Here is a 25,112-nt window from a genome sequence, read left to right on the forward strand (position 1 = left end):
GGGCCGCGGCGCGACGGCGTGTGGCCGTCGCCCGCCCCGCAGGCCTGTCAACGAAGAAAGGTCGAGTGCTCTCGAGAGGAATCAGCAGGCCCGGGGCCGTGCCGGCGCTTCCCGGCGCCCTGCCCCGCCGGCGGTCACCCGCGGGGCCTGGCCGGGTCGCGGACCGGTCACAGGTCTTCCGAGCCCAGCAGCATCTCGGTGATGCCCTTGCCCGCCTGGACCATCGGCCAGACGTTCTCGGTCGGATCGGTGCGCACGTCGAGGAAGACGGTGCGGTCCTTCAGGCGGATGACCTCCTTCAGGGCCGGCTCGACCTCGGACGGGCGCTCGATCTTGATGCCGACGTGGCCATAGGACTCGGCCAGCTTGACGAAGTCGGGCAGCGCGTCCATGTAGCTGTGCGCGTAGCGGCCTTCGTAGATCAGCTCCTGCCACTGGCGGACCATGCCGAGGTAGCGGTTGTTCAGCGCGATGACCTTGACCGGCGTGCGGTACTGCTGGCAGGTCGAGAGCTCCTGGATGTTCATCTGGATCGAGCCCTCGCCGGTGATGCAGAACACGTCCGCATCCGGCTTGGCCAGCTTGATGCCCATCGCATACGGCAGGCCCACGCCCATCGTGCCCAGGCCGCCGGAGTTGATCCAGCGACGCGGCTCGTCGAAGCGGTAGAACTGCGCCGCCCACATCTGGTGCTGGCCGACGTCCGAGGTCACGTAGCTGTCGGTGCCGCGCGTCAGGTTCCACAGCGTCTCGACGACATGCTGCGGCTTGATCAGCTCGTCCGACAGCTTGTAGCTCAGGCAGTCGCGCTTGCGCCATTCGGCGATCTGCGACCACCAGGCGCCGAGCGCGTTGGCGTCCGGCCGCTGCTGGGCCTCGCGGATCTGCGCGATCAGCTCCTGCAGCACGTCCTTGACATCGCCCACGATGGGGATGTCGACCTTGACGCGCTTGGAGATCGACGACGGATCGATGTCGACATGGATGATCTTGCGCTCGACCGAGGCGAAGTGCTTCGGGTTGCCGATCACGCGGTCGTCGAAGCGTGCGCCCACCGCCAGCAGGACGTCGCAGTTCTGCATCGTCATGTTGGCTTCGTAGGTGCCGTGCATCCCGAGCATGCCCAGGAAGCGCGGGTCGGTGGCCGGCATCGCGCCCAGGCCCATCAGCGTGTTCGTGACCGGGTAGCCCAGCAGGTCGACCAGCTCGCGCAGCTCGGCCGAGGCATTGCCCAGCACCACGCCGCCGCCGGTGTAGATGTAGGGCCGCTTGGCCTGCAGCAGCAGCGACACGGCCTTGCGGATCTGGCCGCCATGGCCCTTGCGCACCGGGTTGTACGAGCGCATCGAGATCGTCTCGGGATACTCGAAGGGCGCGGTGTTCAGCGACACGTCCTTCGGGATGTCGACGACGACCGGCCCCGGGCGACCCGTGCGGGCGATGTGGAAGGCCTTCTTCAGCGTGACGGCCAGGTCGCGCACGTCCTTGACCAGGAAGTTGTGCTTGACCACCGGGCGGGTGATGCCGACGGTGTCGCACTCCTGGAAGGCGTCGAGGCCGATCGCGGCGGTCGGCACCTGGCCGGTGATCACCACCATCGGGATCGAGTCCATGTAGGCGGTGGCGATGCCGGTGACCGCGTTGGTCACGCCGGGGCCGGAGGTGACCAGGGCCACGCCGACGTTGCCGGTGGCACGCGCATAGCCGTCGGCCGCATGGACGGCCGCCTGTTCGTGGCGGACCAGGACGTGCTGGATCGACTCCTGCTTGTACAGGGCGTCGTAGATGTACAGGACCGAGCCGCCGGGATAGCCCCAGATGAACTCGACGCCTTCGGCCTGAAGGCTGCGCACGAGGATTTCCGAGCCGTTGAGCACCGGCAGGGAAGCGGAGGAGGAGGAATCGCGGGAGGCTTGTGCCGAGGCGGCACGCTTTTGTTCCGCGGCAGACATGTCCATGTTGATGAACCTTTCGGGTTTTCTCTGACGAAAATCGATCGGTGCGCCTCCTCTCGCCCTCGTGAGGCGGAATTGGCGCCTGCGCGGTCATCGACGCAGGCGCCCGGGGTCGGGCGACCGGTTCAGACCAGGCACGCGTGGTGCGAATCCGGGATTATCGCACCAAGCTGGCGTCATGTCGAAGAAATGCACCCAGGCCGCCCGCACATGCCCTCATCGGAGGGCAGCGACGGCGATGACATAATCCGCGCCGCCCCACTTCCGGACCGATGCCGCCCGCCCGGGCGCGGCCCCACCCCTTGGCCACCGAACAAGAGCTCTCCGACTTCCTGCAGAACATCGAGAAGCGCGCCTTCAAGCGCACCGTCTATGCGGTGCGCGACGAGGACGCGGCGCTCGACATCGTGCAGGACGCGATGATCCGGCTCGCGCAGCGCTATGGCGACCGCCCGGCGGCGGAGCTGCCGCTGCTGTTCCAGCGCATCCTCAGCAACGCGACGATGGACTGGTTCCGCCACCAGAAGGTGCGCAACGCGGTGATGCGCAACTTCTCGGAGTTCGAGTCGTCCGAGTCCGACGACGACTTCGACCTGCTCGAGCACCTGTCGACCCAGGACAGCGCCGGCACCGATGCGGAATCGGCCGACGCGGCAGTCGCGCGGGTACAGACCTTGCAATTGATCGAGGAGGAAATCGCCAGGCTGCCGGCGCGTCAACGTGAAGCCTTCCTTATGCGTTACTGGGAGGAAATGGATGTTGCCGAGACCGCGGTGGCCATGGGCTGCTCGGAAGGCAGCGTCAAGACTCACTGCTCGCGCGCCGTGCATGCACTGGCGAAGGCACTGCAAGCCAAGGGAATCTCACTGTGAACACCGCCCCCCCCTCCCGTCCGCCCAGGCCGGCCAATGCCGAGGCCCTGGAAGCCCGTTTCGCGCTGCGACTGGCCGCGCGCCTGGAGACCGGCGCGCAGCAGGTGCCGCACGACATCGGCGAGCGGCTGCGCGTGGCGCGCCAGCAGGCGGTCGCGCAGGCGCGCCGTCCCGCCCCGGCGCGCGCGCCGGTGCAGGCCGAGGCCCCGGTGGTGATGCCGGTCTCGATCGGCGCGTCGGGCAGCGCCGCGCTGATGCAGGGCCGGCTGGGCAGCGGCGACGAGTCGCCCTGGTGGGGCCGTCTGGGCTGGCTGCTGCCGACGCTGGCGCTGGTGGCAGGCCTGTTCGGCATCGGCGAATGGCGCGACATGGAGTCGATCGCCTCGATCGCGCAGATCGACGCCGAACTGCTCGGCGACGACGTGCCGCCCTCGGCCTATGCCGACGCGGGCTTCCACGAATTCCTGAAGCTGCCGGCCGTGGCCACCGCCGAGCCGGCGCCGACCCCCTCCGCAGAGATCGCCCAGCAGCCATGACCCCTTCGCGTCCCGCACCGTCCCGGCGGACCGCGGCCAGCCTCGTGCTGGCGTCGGCGCTGAGCCTCGGCCTGCCGGCCGGCGCGCAGACGGCGGCCTCGGCCAGTCCGGGCGGCGGGCTGACCTGGCAGCAGCTCAGCCCGGCCGAACAGGCGGTGCTGCAGCCGCTGCGCGCGCAGTGGAGCGACATCGAACCGACGCGTCGCCAGAAATGGCGCGACATCGCCGCGCTCCATCCGAAGCTGACGCCCGAGCAGCGCGAGCGGCTGCGCTCGCGCATGACCGAATGGGCCGCGATGACGCCGGTCCAGCGCAATGCCGCACGGCTGAACTTCGAGGAAGCGCGCCAGATCCCGGCCTCGGAGCGCCAGGCCCGCTGGCAGGCCTGGCAGCAGCTGCCCGAGGAACAGCGCCGCGCGCTCAGCGAGCAGGCCGCCAGCCGGCCCGCACCGGCCGGACCGGTGCCCGCCGCGGTGCGCCGGACGCCGGCGACCGACACGCCGCAGCCCAAGAACAACATCGTCTCGGGCTCGCCGGTCCGGACACAGCCGCAGCCGGTCGCGCTCGGCACGGTCCAGGCCGGCCCCGGCGCCAGCACCCGGCCGATCGGCCGCTCCGCGCCGATGCCGCCGCGCCACCAGCCCGTCGGCCTGCCCAAGATCGCCGCGACCCCCGGCTTCGTCGACAGCACGACGCTGCTGCCCTCGCGCGGCCCGCAGGGCACGCCCGTGCCGTCGCCGACGCTGTCGCCCGCCGCCGTCGCCCAGGACGCAGCGGCAGCACCTGGGGCTGCCGCCGCGCCCGCGGCGACGCCTGCCTCGGGCAGCGAGCCCTGAAGCCCGCCTCCGAGGCCCTCGCATCGCAGGCGTTAACATGGCGGCCCCGATGAATGCCGCCCCCGCCTGAGATGGCCGCCACGACTGCCCCGTCCGCCCTGCCCTACACCCCCGACGATGCCGACCCCTCGCTGCAGCCGACGCCGCCGCTGCAGCGGCGCATCGCGGCCATGCTCTACGAGAGCGTGCTGCTGTTCGGCGTGCTGATGATCGGCGGCATCGCCTACGGGGTCGCGACCGGCCAGACGAATGCGCTGCAGGGCCGGCTGGAGTTCCAGATCTTCCTGTTCCTGCTGCTGGGCCTGTACTTCTGCTGGTGCTGGGTGCGCGGCGGGCAGACGCTGGCGATGAAGACCTGGCATGTGCGGCTGGTGCGGCTGGACGGCCGCTCGCCGAGCCTGCCGCAGGCGGTCGCGCGCTACCTGCTGGCCTGGCTGTGGTTCCTGCCGGCGCTGCTGGCCGCCTGGAAGCTGGGGCTGCATGACAAGGGCGCGCTCTCGGGCGCGCTGCTGGCCGGCATGGCCGGCTATGCGCTGCTGACCTGGGTGCTGCCGGACCGGCAGTTCCTGCACGACCGGCTCTGCCAGACCCGGCTGGTCACCTGGCGTCCCGCGCCGCGCAAGCGCCGCTGAAGCGGCCCCGCCTCACCTCTCCGATCCACGTCACGGAATGGACAATCCGCACAAGGGCCGCACCGGCCTCGATCGAATCCGACACGCCGCGGGCTATTCGCTGCAGGGCCTGAGCGGCGCCTACCGGCACGAGAGCGCGTTCCGCCAGGAGCTCTGGCTGGCCGCGCTGCTGCTGCCGCTGGCCTTCTGGCTGGGACGGACCTGGGTGGAGGTGGCGCTGCTGGCCGGCAGCGTGGTGATGGTGATGATCGTCGAGCTGCTGAACTCGGCGGTCGAGGCGACCGTCGACCGCATCTCCTTCGATCTTCACGAGCTGGCCAAGCGCGCCAAGGACTACGGCAGCGCCGCGGTCTTCCTGGCGCTGGCGCTGTGCGGCGGCATCTGGGCCGCCGCGCTGTGGAGCCGCCTGGCCGGCGGCTGAAGATCAGACCGCGTTCTCGTCGGTCTCGCCGGTGCGGATGCGGATGACCTGCTCGACCGGCGTCACGAAGATCTTGCCGTCGCCGATTTTGCCGGTGTGCGCGGCCTTGACGATGGCCTCGAGGCAGCGCTCGACGTCCGCGCCCTTCACGACGATCTCGACCTTGACCTTGGGCAGGAAGTCGACGACGTACTCGGCGCCGCGGTAGAGCTCGGTGTGGCCCTTCTGGCGGCCGAAGCCCTTGACTTCGGTGACGGTCAGGCCGGTGACGCCGACCTCGGCGAGGGCCTCGCGGACCTCCTCGAGCTTGAACGGCTTGATGATGGCGGTGATCTGTTTCATGGTCATGGCGGTCTCCGGCAAACGGGACGGATCAGGGTTCGGATCAATGTAGCACCGCGGGCGGCCGCCTGCCGGCAGGCCGCCCGGGCGTCACCTCACTTCAGGGCCTTGTAGCGGAAGCGCTTCGGGCGGGCGCCTTCTTCGCCCAGGCGGCGCTTCTTGTCGGCCTCGTACTCCTGGTAGTTGCCGTCGAAGAAGAACCACTGCGAGTCGCCCTCCGCCGCCAGGATGTGGGTGCAGATGCGGTCCAGGAACCAGCGGTCGTGGGAGATGATCATGGCCGAGCCGGCGAACTCCAGCAGGGCCTCCTCCAGCGCGCGCAGGGTCTCGACGTCCAGGTCGTTCGACGGTTCGTCCAGCATCAGCACGTTGCCGCCCTGGGCCAGGGTCTTGGCCAGGTGGAGGCGTCCGCGCTCACCGCCGGAGAGGCTGCCCACCAGCTTCTGCTGGTCGTTGCCCTTGAAGTTGAAGCGGCCGATGTAGGCGCGGCTGGGCATGACGAACTTGCCCACGACGATGTTGTCCAGACCGCCCGAGACGTCTTCCCAGACGGTCTTGCTGTCGTCCAGGCTCTGGCGGCTCTGGTCGACGAAGGCCAGCTTGGCGGTCTTGCCGATGGCGACCTCGCCCGCATCCGGCGCCTCGACGCCCTGGATCAGGCGGAACAGCGTCGACTTGCCGGCGCCGTTCGGGCCGATGATGCCGACGATGGCGCCGGCCGGCACCTTGAACGACAGGTTCTCGATCAGGACGCGGTCGCCGAAGCTCTTGGAGACGTTCTTGAACTCGATCACCTCGTTGCCCAGGCGATCGGCCACCGGGATGAAGATCTCGTTGGTCTCGTTGCGGCGCTGGTAGTCGACGTCGCTCAGTTCCTCGAAGCGGGCCAGACGCGCCTTGCTCTTGGCCTGGCGGCCCTTGGCGTTCTTGCGCACCCACTCCAGTTCCTGCTTCATGGCCTTGGCGCGGGCATCCTCGGTCTTCTGCTCCTGCTCCAGGCGCTTTTCCTTGCCTTCGAGCCAGTCGGAGTAGTTGCCCTTGTACGGGTAGCCCTGGCCGCGGTCGAGTTCCAGGATCCACTCGGCGGCGTTGTCGAGGAAGTAGCGATCGTGGGTGATGGCCACCACGGTGCCGGAGAAGCGCTGCAGGAAATGCTCCAGCCACTCGACCGATTCGGCGTCCAGGTGGTTGGTGGGTTCGTCGAGCAGCAGCATGTCGGGCTTGGACAGCAGCAGGCGGCACAGCGCGACGCGGCGCTTCTCGCCGCCCGACAGCGGGCCGATCAGCGCGTCCCACGCCGGCAGGCGCAGCGCGTCGGCGGCGATCTCCAGCTGCAGGTCGGTGTTCTCGCTGCCGGCGGCGGCGATGATGGCCTCCAGCTCAGCCTGCTCGGCGGCGAGCTTGTCGAAGTCGGCGTTCTCGTCGGCGTATTCGGCGTAGACCTGATCCAGGCGGGCCTTGGCCGCCATCACGCCACCGATGCCCTGCTCGACCGCCTCGCGCACCGTCTGGCCCGGATCGAGCTGCGGCTCCTGCGGCAGGTATCCGATCTTCAGGCCCGGCATCGGCACGGCTTCGCCCTCGATGTCCTTGTCGAGGCCGGCCATGATCTTCAGCAGCGTCGACTTGCCCGAGCCGTTCAGGCCGAGCACGCCGATCTTGGCGCCGGGGAAGAAGGACAGCGACACGTCCTTCAGGATCTGCCGCTTCGGCGGCACGATCTTGCCGACGCGGTTCATGGTGAAAACGTATTGGGCCATGGGGTGTGCGGAAAAGAGCCTGGGGCGATGGGTGCGGGGAATCCCCGCGCTGAATCCGGTATTGTCGCCGCACTCGCGGCCGAACGCACCGTCCGACGGACGGCAGGCTGCAGCCGACCAGCGGCAAGGCCGGGCGGTGACGACGGCACGCCGGCGCCCTAGCATCCCGCCATCGTTTCATTTTTGCGCGATCGCCCGACCGCCTCGCGACCCTCCATGTCCCGCCCGACTTCCGCCCGTGCCCGCCGCCCGCACCCGACCCGGGGCTTCACGCTGATCGAGGTGATGGTGGTGGTGGCCATCATCGGCATCCTCGCCTCGGTGGCACTGCCCTCCTACAACGACTACATGCGCCGCAGCGCGCTGCCCGAGGCCTTCACATTCCTGTCGAACGACCGGGTGGCGATGGAGCAGTACTACCAGGACAACCGCAACTACGGCAGCGGTGCCTGCGCCAGCAAGACGCAGGCGGTGCCCTCGGCCGGCAACCTGCCCGACAAGGGCTCGAGCCTGAAGTTCGGCTACAGCTGCACGGTCGGCGCGGACGGCCAGAGCTACAGGCTCGTGGCCACCGGCGTGAGCGGCCAGGCTTCCTACGGCCATGTCTACGAGACCGACCAGTCGGGCGCGCAGCGCACGACGATGTTCAAGGGCGCGACCGTCAGCAAGTCCTGCTGGCTGAAGAAGGGCACGGAATGCTGAACCGACGCCGGCACGGCTTCACGCTGATCGAGCTGATGGTCACGCTCGCGGTGGCGGGCGTGCTGCTGGTCGGGGCCATTCCGCTGGTGCGCGAATGGCTGATGAACCTGGAGATCCGCAACGCGGCCGAGTCGATCGCCAGCGGCCTGTCCAAGGCCCGCAGCGAGGCGGTCAAGCGCAACCAGCCCGTGATGTTCTCGCTGGTCTCCAGCACCAGCGCCGGCACGCTCGACGCCGACTGCCAGCTCTCGCCGCGATCGGCCTCGTGGGTGGTGAGCCTGGAGGATCCGTCGGGCGCCTGCGACCGTCCCGCCGGCGTCGGCGGCGTCAAGGAAGACAAGCCGCGCCTGCTCGACAAGCACGCGAGCGGCGACGGCTCGCCCAGCGTCGTCGTCGGCGTCTACGACGCGAGCTGCTCGAACTCCACCGGCGCGACCCAGGTCAGCTTCAACGGCTACGGCCGGATGAACGACGATCCGGAGCCGATGCGCTGCATCGTCGTGCGCCATCCGCGCAGCGACACCACGCACACGCTGCGCGTCATGGTCGGCACCGGCGGCACCGTGCGCACCTGCGATCCGGCGGTCACCGACCGCGACGACCCCCGCACCTGCATCCCGACATGAAGACCGCCCGCCGCCCCGCCCTCCGCCCGGTCCGCGGCTTCGCGCTGATCGAGGCGCTGATCGCGCTGCTGATCTTCTCGCTGGCGGTGCTCGGCCTGGTGGGTCTGCAGGCCTCGATGACGCGCGCCAGCACCGGCGCGAAGTACCGCGCCGACGCCGCCTACCTGGCCACCGACCTGATCGGCATGATGTGGAGCGACCGCACGCAGCTCAAGCTGTTCAACAGCTGCGACGCGCACGCGCCCTGCCAGGCCTGGAGCACGCGTGTCGGCAGCACGCTGCCGGCAGGCCGCGCCACCGTCAGCGTCGTCGACAAGGTCACCGACACCAGCGTGCAGTCGGCCTACGCGGTCAGCGAGGTCACCGTGACCGTCTTCTGGCGCACGCCCGGCGAGAACGCCGACCACCAGTTCAGCACCACCACCGTCATCAGCGCGAACCCGGCCTCCTGAGCCCGGCGCGCGCCTTCAGAGCATGTCCGGCATGACCGAGTCCTCCCGTCCCATGGCGTCGTCGCAGCGCGGCGTCACGCTGATCGAGCTGATGATCGGCATGGTCATCGGCCTGCTGGCCGTGCTCGTGATCAGCCAGGTGGCGATCCTCTACGAGGGGCGCAAGCGCACGATCACCTCCGGCGCCGACGCCCAGGCCAGCGGCGCGCTGGCGCTGATGGCGATCCAGCGCGACATCCAGACCAGCGGCTACGGCCTGGCCGAGGGCGGCGCGATCGGCTGCCCGGTGCGCGCGCGCCACAGCGGCATGGCCGCCGGCGCGGTGCTGCGCTTCACGCTGGCGCCCGTCGTCATCACCGATGGCGCCAACGGCGCGCCCGACAGCATCGGCGTGCTGATGAGCCGTCCCGGCGACTTCGCGGTGCCGATCCGCACCACGAGCGACCATGCCCGCGGCGCCAGCGTGTTCAAGGTCGGCAGCGGCGCCCCGCTCGGGCTGAAGCAGGGCAGCCTGATGCTGGCCGTGCCGGTCCCCACGCCCGACCCGAAGGCGCTCGCCAGCGAGGAGAGCACCTGGTGCAGCGTCTTCAACCTCAGCGAGACGCCGGCCGCCGACGCCACCACGCTGGCCCACGCGACCGGCACGACCGGCCCGTGGAACCAGGACCTGTCGGGCGAGCCGGTCTTTCCCGGCGCGACCAGCACCGACATCGCCTACGCCTCGGGCAGCCTGCTGCTGAACCTGGGCTCGCTGACGCGGCGCACCTTCTGCATCAGCGGCCGCGGCGGCGACTGCGACGCGCCCGGCGCGCCGCTGGTGCCGCTGAACCTGCGCCAGATCAGCCTCGACAGCGCCACCGCGAAGGACAAGGCCGAGGACCTGCACCCGCAGGTGGTGCAGCTGCAGGCGGTCTACGGCCTGGACACCACCGGCGCCGACCAGATCGTCGACCAGTGGACCGCGACCTCGCCGACCACCGCCGCGGGCTGGCGCCAGGTCATCGCGGTGCGGGTGGCGGTCGTGACCCGCAGCGTGCAGGACGAGCGCCGGCCCGACCGCGCCGCCGAGCAGCCGGTCACGCCGGACCTGCCGGTCTGGCACCCGGACGGCTCGACCGCCGAGACGCTGCGCGTCGACCAGGTCGTCGGCAGCGGCTGGCGCAACTACCGCTACAAGGTCTTCGAGACCGTGATCCCGCTGCGCAACCTGCTCTGGCAGGCCGCCTCCTGATCCCGCCGGCCGGCCCCCAGCAGCCGAGGACCCCTCCCGATGAACAGAGCTCCCCTCCCGATCCGCAGAACGCAGCATGGCGCCTCGCTGGTGTTCGCGATGATCACCGTCGTGGCGCTGTCGCTGGCCGCGGTCGCGCTGATCCGCTCGGTCGACACCGGCGTCAACATCCTGGGCAACCTCGGCTTCAAGCAGGACACGCTGATGGCGGCCGACCGCGCCACGCAGAAGGCCGTCGAGTGGATGCAGAGCCAGGTCTCGGCCAGCACCAGCTCGCTCGATGCCAGCCAGCCCGACCTCGGCTACATGGCCGCGATGGTCGACGGCCTCGATCCGGTCTCGAGCTCGAAGTCGGCGACCCGCGCGGCGATCGACTGGAACCGCGACGGCTGCAGCTCGCAGCCCGGCCCGACACCCAGGACCTGCGTGCCGGCGCTGAAGGACGCGATCGACCTGGGCAACGGCATCCGCGCGCGCTACCTGATCGTGCGGCTGTGCAGCGACATCGGCAGCAGCACCTCCGGCACGGTGCTGTGCCCGCGCCCGCCCGGCTCCAACAGCACGATCTCGGGCGAGCGCAACCAGCTCGACACCAAGAACAGCGGCCGCATCGGCACGACCGTCGTGACCGAGTACTACCGCGTCATCGTGCGCGCCGAGGGCGCACGCAACACCGTCAGCCTCACCGAGACGCTGGTGCACTTCTGAGAACCGCCATGTCCCGACGCCCCAGCCCTTCCCGTCCGGCACCCGCCTCGCCCCCCGCCCGCCCGCCGGTGGCGGCCCTGCCGCTGCTGACCGCGCTGGCGCTGGGCCTGCCGACCCTGCATGCCCAGGTCATCGACGTGGCCCAGGCGCCGCTGAACGCGACCTCGCTGCGGGTCAAGCCCAACATCATGTTCATCCTCGACGACTCGGGCTCGATGAACTACGAGTTCATGCCCGACGAGGTCGGCTTCACGAAGGACTGGGCCACCGACGAGTTCTATGTCGGCTACTGGTCGTCGCAGTGCAACGGCGTGGCCTTCGACCCGACGCTGGACTATGCGCCCCCGGTCGATGCCGCCGGCAACACCTATCCCAACGCGAGCTTCACCGCCGCACCGAACGACGGCTTCCGCACCGGCTCGCCCACCACCAGCCTCGACGGCCGCAGCTACTACGTCTACGTGCCCTACGCCGGCTCGCCGGCGGCGATGTCCTGGACCTACCGCAGCTACGGCGAGGTCGACACCTCGACCACCTTCTACAAGGAATGCATGCAGACGGCCGGCGATGCCGTCAAGGCGGGCCGGTTCACCAAGGTGACGCTCAGCGCCAGCGACACCTCCGCCACCGCCGTGGCGCTGCGGCAGAAGTACGCCAACTGGTACACCTACTACCGCAGCCGCAAGCTGACGATGCGCAGCGCCGTCGGCCGCTCCTTCCGCTACATCGGCGAGAACTACCGCGTCGGCATCACGCTGATCAGCGACGGCACCGTCACCAGCCCGAGCTTCCTGAACGTCTCGGACTTCCTCGACAAGGCCGGCTCGGGCACCGGCACGCAGCGCAGCGACTTCTACCGCCTGCTCTATGCCGCCGAGACGGTCGACGGCTACACGCCGCTGCGCGGCGCGCTCTCCAAGGTCGGACGCTACTTCGCCAAGACCTGGCCGGGCCAGACCGTCGATCCGATGCAGTACTCGTGCCAGCGCAACTACGCGCTGCTGTCGACCGACGGCTACTGGAACGTCGGCATCCCGAGCGAGCCCGGCTACGAGACCGGCATCTACCGGCCGCTGCAGCTGAACAGCAGCACCCTGGTGGACAACCAGGATGGCACGCTCAAGACCCCCTACAAGGACAGCACCGGCACCGACGCCGGCGGCGACAGCAACTCGCTGGCCGATGTCGCCCAGTACTACTGGGCCACCGACCTGCGCCCCGACATGGCCGACAATGTCGCCGCGACCGAGCGCGACCGCGCCACCCACCAGCACCTGCGGACCTTCACGGTCGGCCTGGGCGTGCGCGGCACGCTGACCTACGACCGCAACTACCTGACGCAGAGCAGCGGCGACTACGCCGACATCGTCGCCGGGCGCAAGCAGTGGCCGGTGCCGACCGGCACGAAGGACCCCAGCTCCTACGGCGACGCCACCCACATCGACGACCTCTGGCACGCCGCGGTCAACGGCCACGGCCAGTACTTCTCGGCCAGCAACCCGGAGTCGCTGGCCGAGGCGATCACGACGATGCTCAGCGAGATCAGCAAGGACAGCGGCTCCGGCTCCGCGGCCTCGACCAGCTCGCTGACGCCGGTGAGCGGCGACGACTGGATCTTCCTGCCCAGCTTCAGCAGCGCGCCGAGCTGGTACGGCGACATCCGCGCCTTCCGCTTCACCACCGACCCGGTCACCGGTGCGCTGATCGCTCCCGACACCGGCCCCGACAAGGAGATCTGGAGCGCACGCAAGAAGCTCGATGCGCGCGATGCGTCGACGCGCCGCATCCTGTTCGGCACGACCGGCGGCACGCTGGCCGAGCTGACCTATGCCAACCTGCAGGCCTCCGGCCTGAACGGCGACTTCGACATCGCCTGCAGCGCCACCGTCTCGAGCCTGTCGCAGTGCAGCACGCTCAGCACCGCAGCCAAGGCCAAGGTCACAGGCACCAATCTGGTGAGCTTCCTGCGTGGCGACACCTCGCTGTCGCTGAGCCAGAAAACCCTCGACAACCAGGTCTTCCGCAGCCGCACCTCGGTGCTGGGCGACTTCGTCAACGCCTCGCCGGTGTACCTGGCCCGGGCGCCCTTCAGCTACGCCGACGCCGACTACAGCACCTTCGCCGCCGCCCAGAAGACGCGGCTGAAGATGGTCTACGCCGCGGCCAACGACGGCATGCTGCACGCCTTCCGCGTCGGCGAGAACACCAGCGACAGCACCGGCGGCGAGGAGGCCTGGGCCTTCGTGCCGCGCGGCGTGATGCCGCACCTGTGGCGCCTGGCCGACGCGGGCTACGACAGCAACCACCGCAACATTCTCGACGCCACGCCGGTCATCGGCGACGTCTACGACAGCACGACCCGGCAGTGGCGCACCATCCTGGTCGGCGGCATGGGGGCCGGCGGGCGCTACTACTACGCGCTCGACGTGACCTCGCCGCTGAACCCGAAGCTGCTGTGGGAGTTCAGCAACGGCAACCTCGGCCTGACCTTCGGCAACCCGGTCATCGCGAAGAATGCGCAGGGACGCTGGACGGTCGCCTTCACCTCCGGCACGAACAATGTCGGCGACGGCATCGGCCGGCTCTACGTGGTCGACGCGGTCAGCGGCGCCCTGCTGAGCACGGTGGCGACCCCCGCGGGCAGCGCGGCCGCCCCGAACAATCTCGGCCGGCTCAACGCCTGGGTCGCCAGCGAGACCGACAACACCGCGCTGCGCTACTACGCCGGCGACATGCAGGGCAGCCTGTGGCGCTTCGACCCGGACGACCGGGTCGAGCCCTCCGGCACCGAGGCGGTGCGCCTGGGCCGCGCGCTCGACGCGGCAGGCAATGCGCAGCCGATCGTCGACATGCCGCTGCTGACCGAGATCACCGCCGGCAGCGGCATCAAGACCGCGATCGTCACCTTCGGCACCGGCCGGCTCGTCAACATCGGCGACCTCTCGACCACCGGCGTGCAGAGCGTCTACGCGGTCAAGGACGCGCTGCAGGCCAGCGGCATCGGCGGCAGCGGCGCCAGCCAGGCCGCGCTGCGCGACACCGCCTCGCACCTGGTCAAGCAGACGCTGAAGGCCGATCGCACGATCGACCCGGTCAACGCGGTCGACTGGACGACGCAGAACGGCTGGTATGTCGACCTCGACCTGCCGCTGTCCACGGGCGAGCGCATCGTGCTCGACGGCGTGCCGCTGGGCGACGGCGTGATCGCCTACGCCTCGTCGGTGCCCAGCAGCGACCCGTGCAGCAGCGGCGGCAAGTCCTACCTCTACCAGTTCAAGGTCGGCAACGGCGCGCTGGCGGCCAAGACGCTGACCTACGACTCGCTGCTGGTGGGCATCGGCCGCACCGTCGACAGCAAGGGCAATGTCAGCGTGGTCACGACGCAGCGCAACGAGGCGCTGTCGCTGGCTGCAGGCGGCGGGCGCAAGCCGGAGAAGTCGACCCAGGCTCGACGCACCGCATGGCGGGAACTCGACTGAAGCCGGCAGCGGCGGCCAGCGTGCTGCTGTCGCTGCTGCTGCATGCGGCGCTGCTGGCGGCCCCGCCGGCGGCACGGCCCCAGGAAGGCGCGGGCCGTCCGCCAGCGATGCGGGTGCGCACGCTGACCGAGGCCATCACGGCGCCGCAGGCGCAGCCACCGCGGCCGCCGGACGATCGGGCCGGCCGCGAGCCCGCGCGAGCCCGCACGGGCAGAGCGGGCACGACGATGCCGGCCTGGGATCTGCCGACGGCACCGACCGCGGCGGGCCCGCCGGTGGACGGGCCATCCGACGACCCGGCCGCCCCGAACGAGGGCGAGAGCGAGAGCGAAGACGGACTGGGCGACTTTCTCGCGCCCGAGCAGCTCGACCGGCGCGCCCGGGCCAGCGCGTCGATCGACCTGCCCTGGCCGGAGCTGGCACCGCATGGCCGCTTCCGCGCGGTCATGACGCTGTTCGTCGACGAGACCGGCCAGGTGCTGCGGGTGCGGCTGGAGCCGGACGAGGCCGGCACGCTGCCGCCGGTGCTCGAGGACAGCGCGCGCCAGGCCTTTCTCGCCGGCCGCTTCGAGCCGGGCGAGCTCGGCGGGCGCGCGGTGCGCAGCCGGCTGCGGGTCGAGGTGGAGTTCCGGGACGACTGAAACGCGTCCGGGCCGCTCAGACCCCGGCCAGCACCCGCAGGTGCGCCGCGACGCTGCGCGCCAGCGAGCTCAGCACGTAGCCGCCCTCCAGGCAGGAGACGATGCGCCCCTTGGCGTGGCGCTCGGCCAGGTCGACCAGGCGCTGGGTGATCCAGCCGTAGTCGGCCTCGACCAGGCCGAGCTGGCCCAGGTCGTCCTCGCGGTGCGCGTCGAAGCCGGCGGAGATGAAGATCATCTGCGGGCGGAAGGCCTCCAGCCGCGGCATCCAGTGCAGGTCGATCAGCTCGCGCACCTCCATGCCGCGGGTGTAGGCAGGCACCGGCACGTTGACCATGTTGTCGCCCAGCGGCACGCCACCGCTGTACGGGTAGATCTGGTCCTGGAAGAAGCTCGCCATCAGGATGCGGTCGTCGCCGGCGACGATGTCCTCGGTGCCGTTGCCGTGGTGCACGTCGAAGTCGATGATCGCCACCCGCTCCAGCCCGCGCACGTCCAGCGCATGGCGCGCCGCGATCGCGATGTTGTTGTAGAAGCAGAAGCCCATCGCCTCGGAGCGGGTCGCGTGGTGGCCGGGCGGACGGATCGCGCAGAAGGCGTTGGCATAGGTGCCGTCGATGACGGCGTCGGTGGCGGCGATCGCCGCGCCCACCGAGCGCAGCATCGCCTGGCGGGTGCCGGGGCAGACGCTGGTGTCGGGGTCGATCGCGCGGTGCTCGCCGGTCTCGACCGCCTGGCGCAGGAACTCGTCGAGCTCGATCAGGTAGCGCTCGCTGTGCGCCAGCATCAGGTCCTCGTGGCGGCCGAGCGGCACCTCGTCGGGGCGATGCAGCGCGATGTCCAGCCCGGTGGCCAGCAGATGGTCCTCGATCGCGTCGAGGCGCTGCGGACATTCGGGGTGGCCGGGGCCCATGTCGTGGCCGCGGCAGTCGGAGTGCGTGTAGAAGGCGGTGCTCATGATGTTGTCTCGCACGGGAATGCGGGGGTCCTTTTCCCGTGCGTTGTCCCTCTGGCTTCAGGTATGGTTCGATGATGATGACAAGCCCACATCACGCCCAGCTGACACCCCTTTCACGGCTTCTGGCGCAGCTGGTCGACCGGATCGGCTCGGTGGTGGCGGGCAAGCCGGCGCAGATCCTCGACAGTGTCGCCTGCCTGCTCGCGGGCGGGCACCTGCTCATCGAGGATGTCCCGGGTGTCGGCAAGACGACGCTGGCGCACGCGCTGGCCGCCTCCGTCGGCCTGCGCTTCGCGCGCGTCCAGTTCACCGCGGACCTGACACCCAGCGACCTGATCGGGGTCAGTGTCTACGAGCGAAACCGCGAGAGCTTTGTCTTTCATCAAGGCCCGATCTTCACCCAGGTCCTGCTGGCCGACGAGATCAACCGGACCGGGCCGCGCACGCAGAGCGCGCTGCTCGAGGCGATGGAGGAGCATCAGGTCAGCGTCGACGGCCAGACGCTGGCGCTGCCGGCGCCCTTCTTCGTCATCGCGACGCAGAACCCGTCGGAGCAGCTCGGCACGCACCCGCTGCCCGAGAGCCAGCTCGACCGCTTCCTGATGTGCCTGACGCTGGGCTATCCCGACCCGGCGGCCGAGCGCGCGCTGCTCGAGGGCCGCGACCGGCGCGCGGCGGTGCGCGGGCTGGAGGCGGCGATGACGCCGGCGGAGCTGCAGGCGGCGCAGGCCGCGGTGCTGCAGGTCCATGCCGCGCCGGCCCTGCTCGACTACCTGCAGGCGCTGATCGCTGCGACCCGCGACGGACGCTGGTTCGTGCAGGGCATCTCGCCGCGCGCCGCGCTGGGCCTGCTGCGTGCGGCGCGCGCGCGTGCGCTGCTGGCCGGGCGCGACCATGTGATGCCGGAGGACCTGCAGGCGCTGGCGGTGCCGGTGCTGGCGCACCGGCTGCAGCCGCTGCCCGGATCGGGCCGCGGCCCGGCCGCCCAGGTGCGCGCGATGGTCGACGCGGTCGGACTGGCCTGAGCGGAGCCGCCCCGTCGATGCGACGCCCGCGCCGCTGGCAGCTCTGGTGGGAGGCGCGCCACCCGCGCACCGACCGGCTCGAGCTGACCCACCGCAACCTCTACATCCTGCCGACGGCCTCGGGCTGGCTGTTCGCGCTGCTGCTGCTGGCGCTGCTGCTGGCCTCGATCAACTACCAGCTCAACCTCGGCCACCTGCTGACCTTCTCGCTGGCCAGCGCCGGCGTCGTCGCGCTGCACGCGACCCATTCGGCGCTGCGCGGCCTGGTGCTGCAGGCCATGCCGGTCGAGCCGGTCTTCGCCGGCGACGAGCTGCTGCTGGAGATCCGGCTGGACGAGCGCCTGCGCGTGGGTGCGCCGTGGAACTTCGGCCGCCACGGCATCGGCCTGCGCTGGCGCGACCGGCCCGGCGACGAGACGGTGCAGGTCAGCCTGTCGGAGAACGGCCCGGCGGTGCTGCGGCTCGGCCGCCGGACCGCACGGCGCGGCCGGCTGGAGCTGCCGGCGATCGAGATCGACTGCCGCTTCCCGCTCGGCCTGTTCCGCGCCTGGAGCGTCTGGCGGCTGTCGCTGCAGCCGCTGGTCTGGCCGGCGCCGGAGCCCGGCGCGCCGCCGCTGCCCGAGCCGCCGGCCCGGGACGGCACGGCCCGCGCCGCCGCGTGGCGGCATGACGAGGACGGCGAGCACGGCATCCGCCCGTGGCGGCGCGAGGACCGGCCCTCGCAGGTGCTGTGGAAGCTGTCGGCGCGCAGCCTGGCCGCCGGCAGCGGCCTGCTGGTGCGCGACCCGCCGCCCCCGCCCCGCCAGGGCAGCGACCTGCAGCTCGACGGCGACCGGCTGCAGGGCCTGGACGGCGAGACGCGGCTGAGCCGGCTGTGCGCCTGGGTGCTGGCGGCCGAGGCCGAGGGGCGGCGCTGGCGACTCGACCTGGGCGCGGTGCATGTCGGCCCCGGCCACGGTCCGGTGCAGCGGCGCGCCGCGCTCGACGCGCTGGCGCTGTGGGGCGGTCGCCCGGCGGAGACGGCGCCATGAGCCGCCTGCTGCATGCCTGGACCGTCGCGCTCGACAGCCGCCCGCGCGAGACACGCGACACGCTGTTCCTGCTGGCGGTGCTGGCCTGGACGCTGCTGCCGCAGATCAGCCAGGTGCCGCTCTGGTGCGCCGCGCTGGCCTATGCGGCGCTGGCCTGGCGCGCGCGGCTGGCCTGGCGCGGCGCGGCGCTGCCCTCGCGCTGGATGCTGCTGCTGGCGCTGCTGGGCGCAGGCGCGGGCACGCTGCTCAGCCACCAGACGCTGCTGGGCAAGTCGGCCGGCCTGACGCTGCTGGTGGTGCTGGCGGCGCTGAAGACGCTAGAGCTGCGCGCGCGACGCGACGCCACCGTGGTGTTCTTTCTCGGCTTCTTCCTGGTGCTGGCGAGCTTCCTGCACTCGCAGTCGCTGGCCACCGCGCTGGCGATGGCGCTCTCGGTGTGGACGCTCCTGGCCGCGCTGGTGCTCGCGCACATGCCCCAGGGCCGCCCGCCGCTGCTGCAGTCGCTGAAGCTGGCGGCGCGGCTGCTGCTGACCGGCCTGCCGCTGATCGTGCTGCTGTTCCTGCTGTTCCCGCGCATGGCGCCGCTGTGGAGCCTGCCGTCGGAGGGCGGCGGGCGCACCGGGCTGTCGGACCGGCTGCAGCTCGGCCAGGTCGCCGAGCTGGCGCAGGACGACAGCCCGGCGCTGCGGCTGCAGTTCGACGGCCCGGTGCCGGAGCCGGCGCGGCTGTACTTCCGCGGCCCGGTGCTGGCCGAGCCCGACGGCACCGGCTGGCGCATCCGCCCCGGCGCCAGCGGCGAGCCGCTGCCGGCGCCGCGGCCCGGCGCGACGCTGCTGCGCTACCGCATGACGGTCGAGCCGCTGGGCATCACCACGCTGCCGCTGCTGGAGTCGGCGCGCTTCGGCCCGCTGCCGGCCGAGGGCCATCCGCGCTGGCTGCGCCACCGCGACGGTGCCTGGCTGTCGGAGCGGCCGCTGGACGCGCGGCTGCAGGTCGAGGCGCAGGCGGTGCTCGACACGCCCGAGCATGTCGCCCCCGGCGCGCGTCCGTCCACGCCCGCACCCGCGTCCGCCACCGCGCTCGTCGCCGCGCAGCCGCTGCCCGAGGCGCTGCAGCCGCAGGTCGAGCTGCCGGCCGGCCACCATCCGCGCACCATCGCCTGGGCCCGCGGCCAGCTCGGCGGCGACGGCGAACGCGATCCGGCCCGCCTGGCCCAGCGCCTGCTCGAGCGCATCCGCCGCGAGCCCTACGTCTACACGCTGACGCCGGGCGAGTCCGGCCCCGAGCCGGTCGACGAGTTCTGGCTCGACCGCCGCAGCGGCTTCTGCGAGCACTACGCCAGCGCCTTCGTCATCGCGATGCGCGCGCTGGGCGTGCCGGCCCGGCTGGTGACCGGCTACCAGGGCGGACGGGTCAATCCGGTCAACGGCGTGCTCGAGGTGCGCCAGAGCGATGCCCATGCCTGGGTCGAGTACCACGATCCGCGCCGGGGCTGGGTGCGGGTCGATCCGACGGCGGCGATCGCGCCGGAGCGGGTGATGCTGCCGGGCCCTGGCGGCGCCGGACGCCGGCTCGACGGCGCCTTCGCCGCGCTCGATCCGGCGCTGCTCGAGCGCATGCGCGCGCTGTGGAGCGCCGCCGACCACCGCTGGAACCAGTGGGTGCTGGGCTATGGCCGCCAGGGCCAGCGCGACCTGGCCGGGGCGCTGGGCTGGTCGCTGCCGGACACCGCCGGGCTGGTGCGGCTGCTGGCCGGCCTGATCGGGCTGCTCGGACTGGCCGGCGCGCTGCTGGCCGCGCGCGCCGGCCGCCAGCGCCCGCCCGACGAGCTGTGGCTGCAGGGCTACGAGCGGCTGCGCCAGGAGCTGGCCCGGCGCGGCCTCGACAGCCGGGCCTCGGTCCCGCCGGCGACACTGGCGCAGCAGGTGCGTCTGCACTGGGGCGAGGCCGGCGAGCCGGTGGCCCTGCGGCTGCAGGGCCTGGGCGAATGGCGCTACGCTGCACCGGTCGCCCGCCGTCCGGCGCTGCGGCCGCTGCTGCGCGAGGCCCTGAAGGCGGCGCGCCGGCTGCCGCGCCGGCCCGGCCCACCGGCCCCGGCGACGGCCGCCCCACCTTCCGATCCCCCGCGATGAGAATCCTCCACACCATGCTGCGCGTCGGCGACCTGCAGCGCTCGATCGACTTCTACACCCAGGTGATGGGCATGACGCTGCTGCGCACCACGCACCGGCCGGAGCAGAAGTACGACCTGGCCTTTCTCGGCTACGGCAGCAACCCCGAGCACGCCGAGCTGGAGCTCACCTTCAACCACGGCGTCGACCGCTACGAGCTGGGCAGCGCCTACGGCCACATCGCCGTCGGCGTGGAGGACGCCGCGGCCACCTGCGCGGCGGTGCGCGAGCGCGCGCAGGCGCTGGGCGGCGCGGTCACCCGCGAGGCCGGCCCGGTCCAGGGCGGCAGCACCGTGATCGCCTTCATCACCGATCCGGACGGCTACAAGATCGAGCTGATCCAGCGCGGCACCTGAAGCCGGCTGAAGGTGGCTGCACGGCAGCGGCACAATCGGGCCCCGATGAGTGCCGTGTCCCCCACCCCCCCCGTCCCGCTTCCCGAGGATCTGACGCCGCTGCAGCGCGATGTGCTGCAGGCGCTGGCCGTGCTGACCGGCTACCGGCAGCGCACCGTCATCCACAAGTTCCTGCAGGCCTGCGGCTGGCTCACCGACAAGGGCCGCCCCCCCACCGGCGACGCGGTGCGCCGCGCGGTCGACGAACTGGCCGCGCAGGGCCGGCTGATCGGTCACCCGAGCCGCAGCGGCTACTGGGCGGTGCCGCACGAGCTGCACACCGCCACCTGGCTGGGCGTGCTGGAGCGCGACACGCCGGAGCGGCTGGCCCGGGCGCTGGCCGTGGTCGACGGCCCCGATGAGGTGCCCCGGCCCTTTGGCGGCGGGATGCGCGTCGCGCCCTTCGTCAACATGGACGCGGCCTGCGCCGCGGTGCGACTGGCGCTGTATGGCGGCTCCCCGCCCGACCGGCTCGAGCCGCTGCGGCTGCGCTGCGGCTGGGGGCTGGAATGGCAGGCCGTGCTCGAGCGCGCGCTGTTCGATCGCCTGGACGTGCCCCTGCTGGCGCGGCTGCATCCGCTGATGCGCATGGAGACGCTGCAGTCCTGCCTGGAGCTGCGCATGCGCCGCTGGAGCTGCCCGGACGGGCTGCCCATGCGCGAGCTGGTCGATGCGCTGCTGGCCGAGGCCGGCCGCGATCCGCGCCTGATGGCGCTGCTGTCCTGCCACCCGCTGCCGATGGCCGTCGAGGAATGGCGGCTGCTGGCGCAGCTGCCCGACGAACCGCCGCTGCCCCCGATCGAGCCCGCCGATCCCGCCACGGACCCGATGTCGGCCCTGCTCGAGGCCCATGCCGGCCTGAGATCGATGGCCGCCGGACGCTGGGACGAGGCGACCCGGCACTACGTCGCCTCGCTGGAGGGCCTGCGCCGCGTGACCGGCCAGCGCAAGGAGCTGCTGCCGACCTGGATCGCGCTGGGCCATGTGCTGGCGCTGATGGCGCAGGGCACGCCGGCGACGCTGGCGCAGGCACAGAAGTTCTGCCTGACCGAGAGCGGCCGACGCCAGGCCGGCACCGACAGCCTCTGGGGCCTGCTGGCGCTGGCGATCCGCATGCGCCAGGGCGAGGAGCGACGCGATCCGCGCGCGCTGCCGATCCGCAGCCGGCCGCCGCACCTGCATCCGGACGATCTGGCCAGCTGGATCGGCCGGGCCTGGCTGCACGACCCGGCCAGCGATCCCGCCCTCACCGCGGCCGAGCGCACGATCGCGCGGGAGACGATCACCCGCCTGCACCAGTGCGGCCTGACGCTGCTGGCCGGGCTGATGGAGTCGGCGCTGGCGGTGCTGGAAGGCCGCGCGCCCGAGCGGCCCTTCATCACCGGCGCGTCGCTGCACCAGCCCGCCTGGCAGCGCGCGCTCGACGAGCTGGCCCGGCTCGGCCAGGACAGCGCGGCGCGTCCGGAAGGCGCCAGCCAAGCCACCCGCCTGGTGTGGGTGCTGTCGGTCAACCTGCATGGCGCGCTGGAGGCCATCCAGCCGATGGAGCAGCGCCAGGGCCAGCGCGGCTGGGGCAAGCCGCGCGCGCTGCCGCTGTCGCGGCTGCTGCGCGACGACAGCCTGCCGCCGCAGGACCTGCGGCTGGTGCGCTGCATCCGCGCCAGCGTGCACGAGCGCGGCGGCCAGCGCCTCGATCTGGCCCAGGCCATCGTCGCGCTGGTCGGCCATCCGCTGATCGAGTTCGACGACACGCCCGGCGTGAACGTGAGCCTGACCGAGACACCGGCCGAGATCGACGTGACCGACCTGGGCGCGCGGCTGCGGGTCACGCTGCTGCCGCCGCCGCGCTGGTGCGACCCGCAGGCCGACCGCAGCGAGCCGCAGCTGCCGATCATCAACGCCGCCGACCAGCGCGAGGCCGAGCAGCTGCTGCTGACCACCGTGCTGCGCGACGGGCCGGACCGGGCGCGGGTGGTGCGCTTCAGCGCGGCGCAGAAGCGCGCCGCGCAGCTCATCGGCACCGGCCTGGAGGTGCCGCACGAGGCGATGGCGCAGCTCGACGAGGTGCTGCGCGGTCTGGGCGCGCATTTCCGCATCCACAGCGACAGCGCAGGGGCCGGTGCGACCGGCCCGGACGGCGCGTCGCCCGCGCAGGCGCAGGAAGTCGAGGCCGAGACGCGGCTGCGTGCCGAGCTCACGCCCGAGGGCGACGGGCTGGCGCTGCGGCTCGCGGTGGCCCCGCTGGGCGCCGAGGGACCGCGGCTGGAGCCCGGCCAGGGCCGGGTGCGGCTGATCGCCTCGTCGAGCGGCGGCACGCCGCGCGCGACGCGGCGCGACCTGGCGCGCGAGCGCGATCACCTGGAACGGGTGCTGGAGGCCTGCCCGATGCTCGAGCCGCTGCCCGACGGGGCGCCGGCGCGCTGGTCGGTGGCCGAGCCCGAGCTGGCGCTGGCGCTGCTCGAGCGGCTGCACACGCTGCAGGCGGTCGAGGCGCTGGACTGGCCGCGCGGCCGACCGATCCAGGTCGACGCCGCCGGACTCCAGCAGCTCAAGGTGCGGGTGCGCAGCGGCCAGGACTGGCTGGCGCTCGACGGCGGCGTCGAGATCGACGAGCAGCTGGTCTTCAGCCTCGGGCGGCTGCTCGACTGGAGCCGCACGCAGCGCAGCCGCTTCGTGCCGATGGGCGACGGCCGCTATCTGGCGCTGACCGAGGAACTGCGCGGCCGGCTCGAGGACATGGCCGGCGTGGCCGAGACCCGCCAGGACGCCGCACGCCTGACGCCGCTGGCCGCGCCGTGGCTGGAACAGACGCTCGAGGGCAGCCGGCTCGAGACCGACGCGCGCTTTCGCGAGCGCGTCGAGCGGCTGGCGCAGCTCGAGCGTCAGGTGCCGCGCCTGCCCGGCACGCTGCAGGCCGAGCTGCGGCCCTATCAGCAGGAAGGCTTCGAGTGGGCGATGCGCCGCGCCGGCGCCGGCTTCGGGGCGATCCTGGCCGACGACATGGGCCTGGGCAAGACGCTGCAGGCGCTGGCGGTGCTGCTGGCGCGCGGGCGCGGCGGCGCGGCGCTGGTGGTGGCGCCGACCTCGCTGATCGGCAACTGGCTGGCCGAGGCGCGCCGCTTCGCGCCGGCGCTGCGCCTGAGCGACTTCGGCGCGACGCCACCGGCCGAGCGCGAGGCGCTGCGTGCGGCCGCCGGCCCGAACGAGGTGCTGCTGGTGTCGTACACGCTGCTGCAGCTCGACGCCGAGGGCTTTGCCGGCCGCGACTGGCACACGCTGGTGCTCGACGAGGCGCAGGCGGTCAAGAACGCCGCGGCGCGGCGCAGCCAGGCGGTGCATGCGCTGCACGCGGACTTCCGACTGGCGCTCTCAGGCACGCCGATCGAGAACCGGCTGGCCGAGCTGTGGTCGATCATGCAGATCTGCAATCCGGGCCTGCTGGGCACGCAGGCGCAGTTCTCGGAGCGCTTCGCGGTGCCGATCGAGCGCGACCGCCACCGCGGCCGCCAGCGCACGCTGCGCCGGCTGGTCGGGCCCTTCATCCTGCGCCGCACCAAGTCGCAGGTGCTCGAGGACCTGCCGCCGCGCACCGAGCTGGTCCTGCCGGTCGAGGCCGAGCCGGCCGAGCAGGCGCACTACGAGGCGCTGCGCCGCCAGGCGCTGAAGGAGGCGGAGGAGGCGCTGCAGGGCGACGCCGGCAGCGGCACCGCCCAGCTCCACCTGCTGGCGCAGCTGACCCGGCTGCGCCGCGCCGCCTGCGATCCGCGCCTGGTCACGCCGGAGCTGTCGCTGGCCGGCGCCAAGGTGCGCGCCTTCGGCGAGCTGGCGCGCGAGCTGGCCGCCAACGGCCACCGCACGCTGGTCTTCAGCCAGTTCGTCGACTTCCTGCAGCTGCTGCGCGCCACGCTCGACGAGGCCGGCCTGAGCCACCAGTACCTGGATGGCGCGACGCCCGCGGCCGAACGCAGCCGCCGCGTCGCCGCCTTCCAGGACGGCGAGGGCGACTTCTTCCTGATCAGCCTGAAGGCCGGCGGCTTCGGCCTGAACCTGACCGCGGCCGACTACGTCGTGATCGCCGACCCGTGGTGGAACCCGGCCGCCGAGGACCAGGCCTCGGGCCGCGCCCACCGCATCGGCCAGCAGCGCCCGGTCACCGTCTACCGGCTGGTGCGCCAGGGCACGCTGGAGGAGCGCATCGTCGCGCTGCACCACGACAAGCGCGAGCTGGCGGCGCAGGTGCTCGACGGCGGCGACGGCCCGGCCCAGGCCCCGCTGGCACCGCAGGAGCTGCTGGCGCTGATGCGCGGCGACGATCCGCAGTGAGGCCGGCGGCAGCGGGGCG

21 protein-coding genes are annotated in these 25,112 nt (G+C 72.1%); 17 read left to right on the top strand and 4 right to left on the bottom strand.

Annotated elements, in window-relative coordinates; genetic code table 11:
• Nucleotides 1-167 precede the first annotated feature (167 nt).
• The gene (locus HNQ01_RS16190) at nt 168-1,958 is read right to left on the bottom strand and encodes an acetolactate synthase 3 catalytic subunit (protein ID WP_173806464.1); all 1,791 of its coding nucleotides are present in this window, start codon (nt 1,956-1,958) and stop codon (nt 168-170) included.
• Between the two features lie 299 nt (nt 1,959-2,257).
• On the opposite strand from HNQ01_RS16190, the gene HNQ01_RS16195 reads away from it, so the two are divergent.
• The 5 genes from HNQ01_RS16195 to HNQ01_RS16215 all read left to right on the top strand — a co-directional run bounded on the left by HNQ01_RS16195 (nt 2,258) and on the right by HNQ01_RS16215 (nt 5,252).
• Nucleotides 2,258-2,827, top strand: a complete 570-nt coding sequence (locus tag HNQ01_RS16195) for an RNA polymerase sigma factor (RefSeq protein ID WP_173806539.1) — start codon at nt 2,258-2,260, stop codon at nt 2,825-2,827.
• Complete coding sequence (locus HNQ01_RS16200; protein ID WP_173806465.1) at nt 2,824-3,363, top strand: DUF3619 family protein; 540 nt, start codon at nt 2,824-2,826, stop codon at nt 3,361-3,363. Before HNQ01_RS16195 ends, HNQ01_RS16200 begins: the two co-directional genes overlap by 4 nt.
• Nucleotides 3,360-4,199, top strand: coding sequence for a DUF3106 domain-containing protein (locus HNQ01_RS16205; protein ID WP_173806466.1), 840 nt, complete (start codon nt 3,360-3,362; stop codon nt 4,197-4,199). The genes HNQ01_RS16200 and HNQ01_RS16205 overlap by 4 nt, the downstream gene beginning before the upstream one ends.
• 71 nt (nt 4,200-4,270) lie before the next feature.
• A complete protein-coding gene (locus HNQ01_RS16210) occupies nt 4,271-4,831 on the top strand; it encodes an RDD family protein (RefSeq protein ID WP_173806467.1) in 561 nt (186 codons plus the stop codon).
• Nucleotides 4,832-4,868: 37 nt separating this feature from the next.
• Nucleotides 4,869-5,252 carry a diacylglycerol kinase gene (locus tag HNQ01_RS16215; RefSeq protein ID WP_173806468.1) on the top strand — a complete coding sequence of 128 codons (384 nt, stop codon included), beginning with the start codon at nt 4,869-4,871 and terminating at the stop codon, nt 5,250-5,252.
• 3 nt (nt 5,253-5,255) lie between these two features.
• Here the strand turns inward: HNQ01_RS16215 and HNQ01_RS16220 are convergent, their stop codons facing one another.
• Nucleotides 5,256-5,594 carry a P-II family nitrogen regulator gene (locus tag HNQ01_RS16220; RefSeq protein ID WP_173806540.1) on the bottom strand — a complete coding sequence of 113 codons (339 nt, stop codon included), beginning with the start codon at nt 5,592-5,594 and terminating at the stop codon, nt 5,256-5,258.
• Between the two features lie 95 nt (nt 5,595-5,689).
• Nucleotides 5,690-7,354, bottom strand: coding sequence for an energy-dependent translational throttle protein EttA (gene ettA, locus HNQ01_RS16225; protein WP_173806469.1), 1,665 nt, complete (start codon nt 7,352-7,354; stop codon nt 5,690-5,692).
• 216 nt (nt 7,355-7,570) lie between these two features.
• Here ettA and HNQ01_RS16230 point away from each other — a divergent pair, with 216 nt between their 5' ends.
• From HNQ01_RS16230 to HNQ01_RS16260, 7 genes are read left to right on the top strand one after another with little or no spacing between them, the layout of a single operon-like run.
• On the top strand, nt 7,571-8,056 hold the full coding sequence (locus HNQ01_RS16230; protein WP_173806470.1) for a type IV pilin protein: 486 nt from the start codon (nt 7,571-7,573) through the stop codon (nt 8,054-8,056).
• The gene (locus HNQ01_RS16235) at nt 8,050-8,682 is read left to right on the top strand and encodes a GspH/FimT family pseudopilin (protein ID WP_173806471.1); all 633 of its coding nucleotides are present in this window, start codon (nt 8,050-8,052) and stop codon (nt 8,680-8,682) included. Before HNQ01_RS16230 ends, HNQ01_RS16235 begins: the two co-directional genes overlap by 7 nt.
• Nucleotides 8,679-9,134: a type IV pilus modification PilV family protein gene (locus tag HNQ01_RS16240; protein WP_173806472.1), complete on the top strand. Its 456-nt coding sequence runs from the start codon at nt 8,679-8,681 to the stop codon at nt 9,132-9,134. Before HNQ01_RS16235 ends, HNQ01_RS16240 begins: the two co-directional genes overlap by 4 nt.
• Before the next feature lie 31 nt (nt 9,135-9,165).
• Nucleotides 9,166-10,365 carry a PilW family protein gene (locus HNQ01_RS16245; protein WP_286180901.1) on the top strand — a complete coding sequence of 400 codons (1,200 nt, stop codon included), beginning with the start codon at nt 9,166-9,168 and terminating at the stop codon, nt 10,363-10,365.
• Between the two features lie 39 nt (nt 10,366-10,404).
• Nucleotides 10,405-11,073 carry a pilus assembly PilX family protein gene (locus HNQ01_RS16250; RefSeq protein WP_173806474.1) on the top strand — a complete coding sequence of 223 codons (669 nt, stop codon included), beginning with the start codon at nt 10,405-10,407 and terminating at the stop codon, nt 11,071-11,073.
• A gap of 8 nt (nt 11,074-11,081) precedes the next feature.
• Nucleotides 11,082-14,552, top strand: a complete 3,471-nt coding sequence (locus HNQ01_RS16255; RefSeq protein WP_173806475.1) for a pilus assembly protein — start codon at nt 11,082-11,084, stop codon at nt 14,550-14,552.
• Nucleotides 14,534-15,193: an energy transducer TonB gene (locus HNQ01_RS16260; RefSeq protein ID WP_173806476.1), complete on the top strand. Its 660-nt coding sequence runs from the start codon at nt 14,534-14,536 to the stop codon at nt 15,191-15,193. The genes HNQ01_RS16255 and HNQ01_RS16260 overlap by 19 nt, the downstream gene beginning before the upstream one ends.
• 16 nt (nt 15,194-15,209) lie before the next feature.
• Here the strand turns inward: HNQ01_RS16260 and HNQ01_RS16265 are convergent, their stop codons facing one another.
• Nucleotides 15,210-16,148 (bottom strand): histone deacetylase family protein, encoded by a 939-nt coding sequence (locus HNQ01_RS16265; RefSeq protein ID WP_173806477.1) that lies wholly within the window; start codon nt 16,146-16,148, stop codon nt 15,210-15,212.
• Nucleotides 16,149-16,225: 77 nt separating this feature from the next.
• On the opposite strand from HNQ01_RS16265, the gene HNQ01_RS16270 reads away from it, so the two are divergent.
• From HNQ01_RS16270 to HNQ01_RS22615, 5 genes are read left to right on the top strand one after another with little or no spacing between them, the layout of a single operon-like run.
• Complete coding sequence (locus HNQ01_RS16270; RefSeq protein WP_173806478.1) at nt 16,226-17,173, top strand: AAA family ATPase; 948 nt, start codon at nt 16,226-16,228, stop codon at nt 17,171-17,173.
• A 17-nt stretch (nt 17,174-17,190) separates the two neighbouring features.
• Nucleotides 17,191-18,204 carry a DUF58 domain-containing protein gene (locus HNQ01_RS16275; RefSeq protein WP_173806479.1) on the top strand — a complete coding sequence of 338 codons (1,014 nt, stop codon included), beginning with the start codon at nt 17,191-17,193 and terminating at the stop codon, nt 18,202-18,204.
• Complete coding sequence (locus HNQ01_RS16280) at nt 18,201-20,336, top strand: transglutaminase TgpA family protein (protein WP_173806480.1); 2,136 nt, start codon at nt 18,201-18,203, stop codon at nt 20,334-20,336. The genes HNQ01_RS16275 and HNQ01_RS16280 overlap by 4 nt, the downstream gene beginning before the upstream one ends.
• Nucleotides 20,333-20,731, top strand: a complete 399-nt coding sequence (gene gloA / locus HNQ01_RS16285) for a lactoylglutathione lyase (protein ID WP_173806481.1) — start codon at nt 20,333-20,335, stop codon at nt 20,729-20,731. The genes HNQ01_RS16280 and gloA overlap by 4 nt, the downstream gene beginning before the upstream one ends.
• A gap of 54 nt (nt 20,732-20,785) precedes the next feature.
• Nucleotides 20,786-25,093, top strand: a complete 4,308-nt coding sequence (locus tag HNQ01_RS22615; protein ID WP_173806482.1) for an SNF2-related protein — start codon at nt 20,786-20,788, stop codon at nt 25,091-25,093.
• Nucleotides 25,094-25,112: the final 19 nt, after the last annotated feature.

This window comes from Sphaerotilus uruguayifluvii, from assembly GCF_013294065.1.
Lineage (GTDB): Bacteria > Pseudomonadota > Gammaproteobacteria > Burkholderiales > Burkholderiaceae_C > Sphaerotilus > Sphaerotilus uruguayifluvii.

Coding starts and splice junctions, on each gene's coding strand:
- HNQ01_RS16190 (WP_173806464.1), bottom strand. CDS start 1,958: ATGGACATGTCTGCCGCGGAACAAAAGCGTGCCGCCTCGGCACAAGCC.
- HNQ01_RS16280 (WP_173806480.1), top strand. CDS start 18,201: ATGAGCCGCCTGCTGCATGCCTGGACCGTCGCGCTCGACAGCCGCCCG.
- HNQ01_RS16260 (WP_173806476.1), top strand. CDS start 14,534: ATGGCGGGAACTCGACTGAAGCCGGCAGCGGCGGCCAGCGTGCTGCTG.
- HNQ01_RS16235 (WP_173806471.1), top strand. CDS start 8,050: ATGCTGAACCGACGCCGGCACGGCTTCACGCTGATCGAGCTGATGGTC.
- HNQ01_RS16205 (WP_173806466.1), top strand. CDS start 3,360: ATGACCCCTTCGCGTCCCGCACCGTCCCGGCGGACCGCGGCCAGCCTC.
- HNQ01_RS16210 (WP_173806467.1), top strand. CDS start 4,271: ATGGCCGCCACGACTGCCCCGTCCGCCCTGCCCTACACCCCCGACGAT.
- HNQ01_RS16215 (WP_173806468.1), top strand. CDS start 4,869: ATGGACAATCCGCACAAGGGCCGCACCGGCCTCGATCGAATCCGACAC.
- gloA (WP_173806481.1), top strand. CDS start 20,333: ATGAGAATCCTCCACACCATGCTGCGCGTCGGCGACCTGCAGCGCTCG.
- HNQ01_RS16250 (WP_173806474.1), top strand. CDS start 10,405: ATGAACAGAGCTCCCCTCCCGATCCGCAGAACGCAGCATGGCGCCTCG.
- HNQ01_RS16245 (WP_286180901.1), top strand. CDS start 9,166: ATGACCGAGTCCTCCCGTCCCATGGCGTCGTCGCAGCGCGGCGTCACG.
- HNQ01_RS16270 (WP_173806478.1), top strand. CDS start 16,226: ATGACAAGCCCACATCACGCCCAGCTGACACCCCTTTCACGGCTTCTG.
- HNQ01_RS16275 (WP_173806479.1), top strand. CDS start 17,191: ATGCGACGCCCGCGCCGCTGGCAGCTCTGGTGGGAGGCGCGCCACCCG.
- HNQ01_RS16240 (WP_173806472.1), top strand. CDS start 8,679: ATGAAGACCGCCCGCCGCCCCGCCCTCCGCCCGGTCCGCGGCTTCGCG.
- HNQ01_RS16265 (WP_173806477.1), bottom strand. CDS start 16,148: ATGAGCACCGCCTTCTACACGCACTCCGACTGCCGCGGCCACGACATG.
- HNQ01_RS16255 (WP_173806475.1), top strand. CDS start 11,082: ATGTCCCGACGCCCCAGCCCTTCCCGTCCGGCACCCGCCTCGCCCCCC.
- HNQ01_RS16220 (WP_173806540.1), bottom strand. CDS start 5,594: ATGAAACAGATCACCGCCATCATCAAGCCGTTCAAGCTCGAGGAGGTC.
- ettA (WP_173806469.1), bottom strand. CDS start 7,354: ATGGCCCAATACGTTTTCACCATGAACCGCGTCGGCAAGATCGTGCCG.
- HNQ01_RS16230 (WP_173806470.1), top strand. CDS start 7,571: ATGTCCCGCCCGACTTCCGCCCGTGCCCGCCGCCCGCACCCGACCCGG.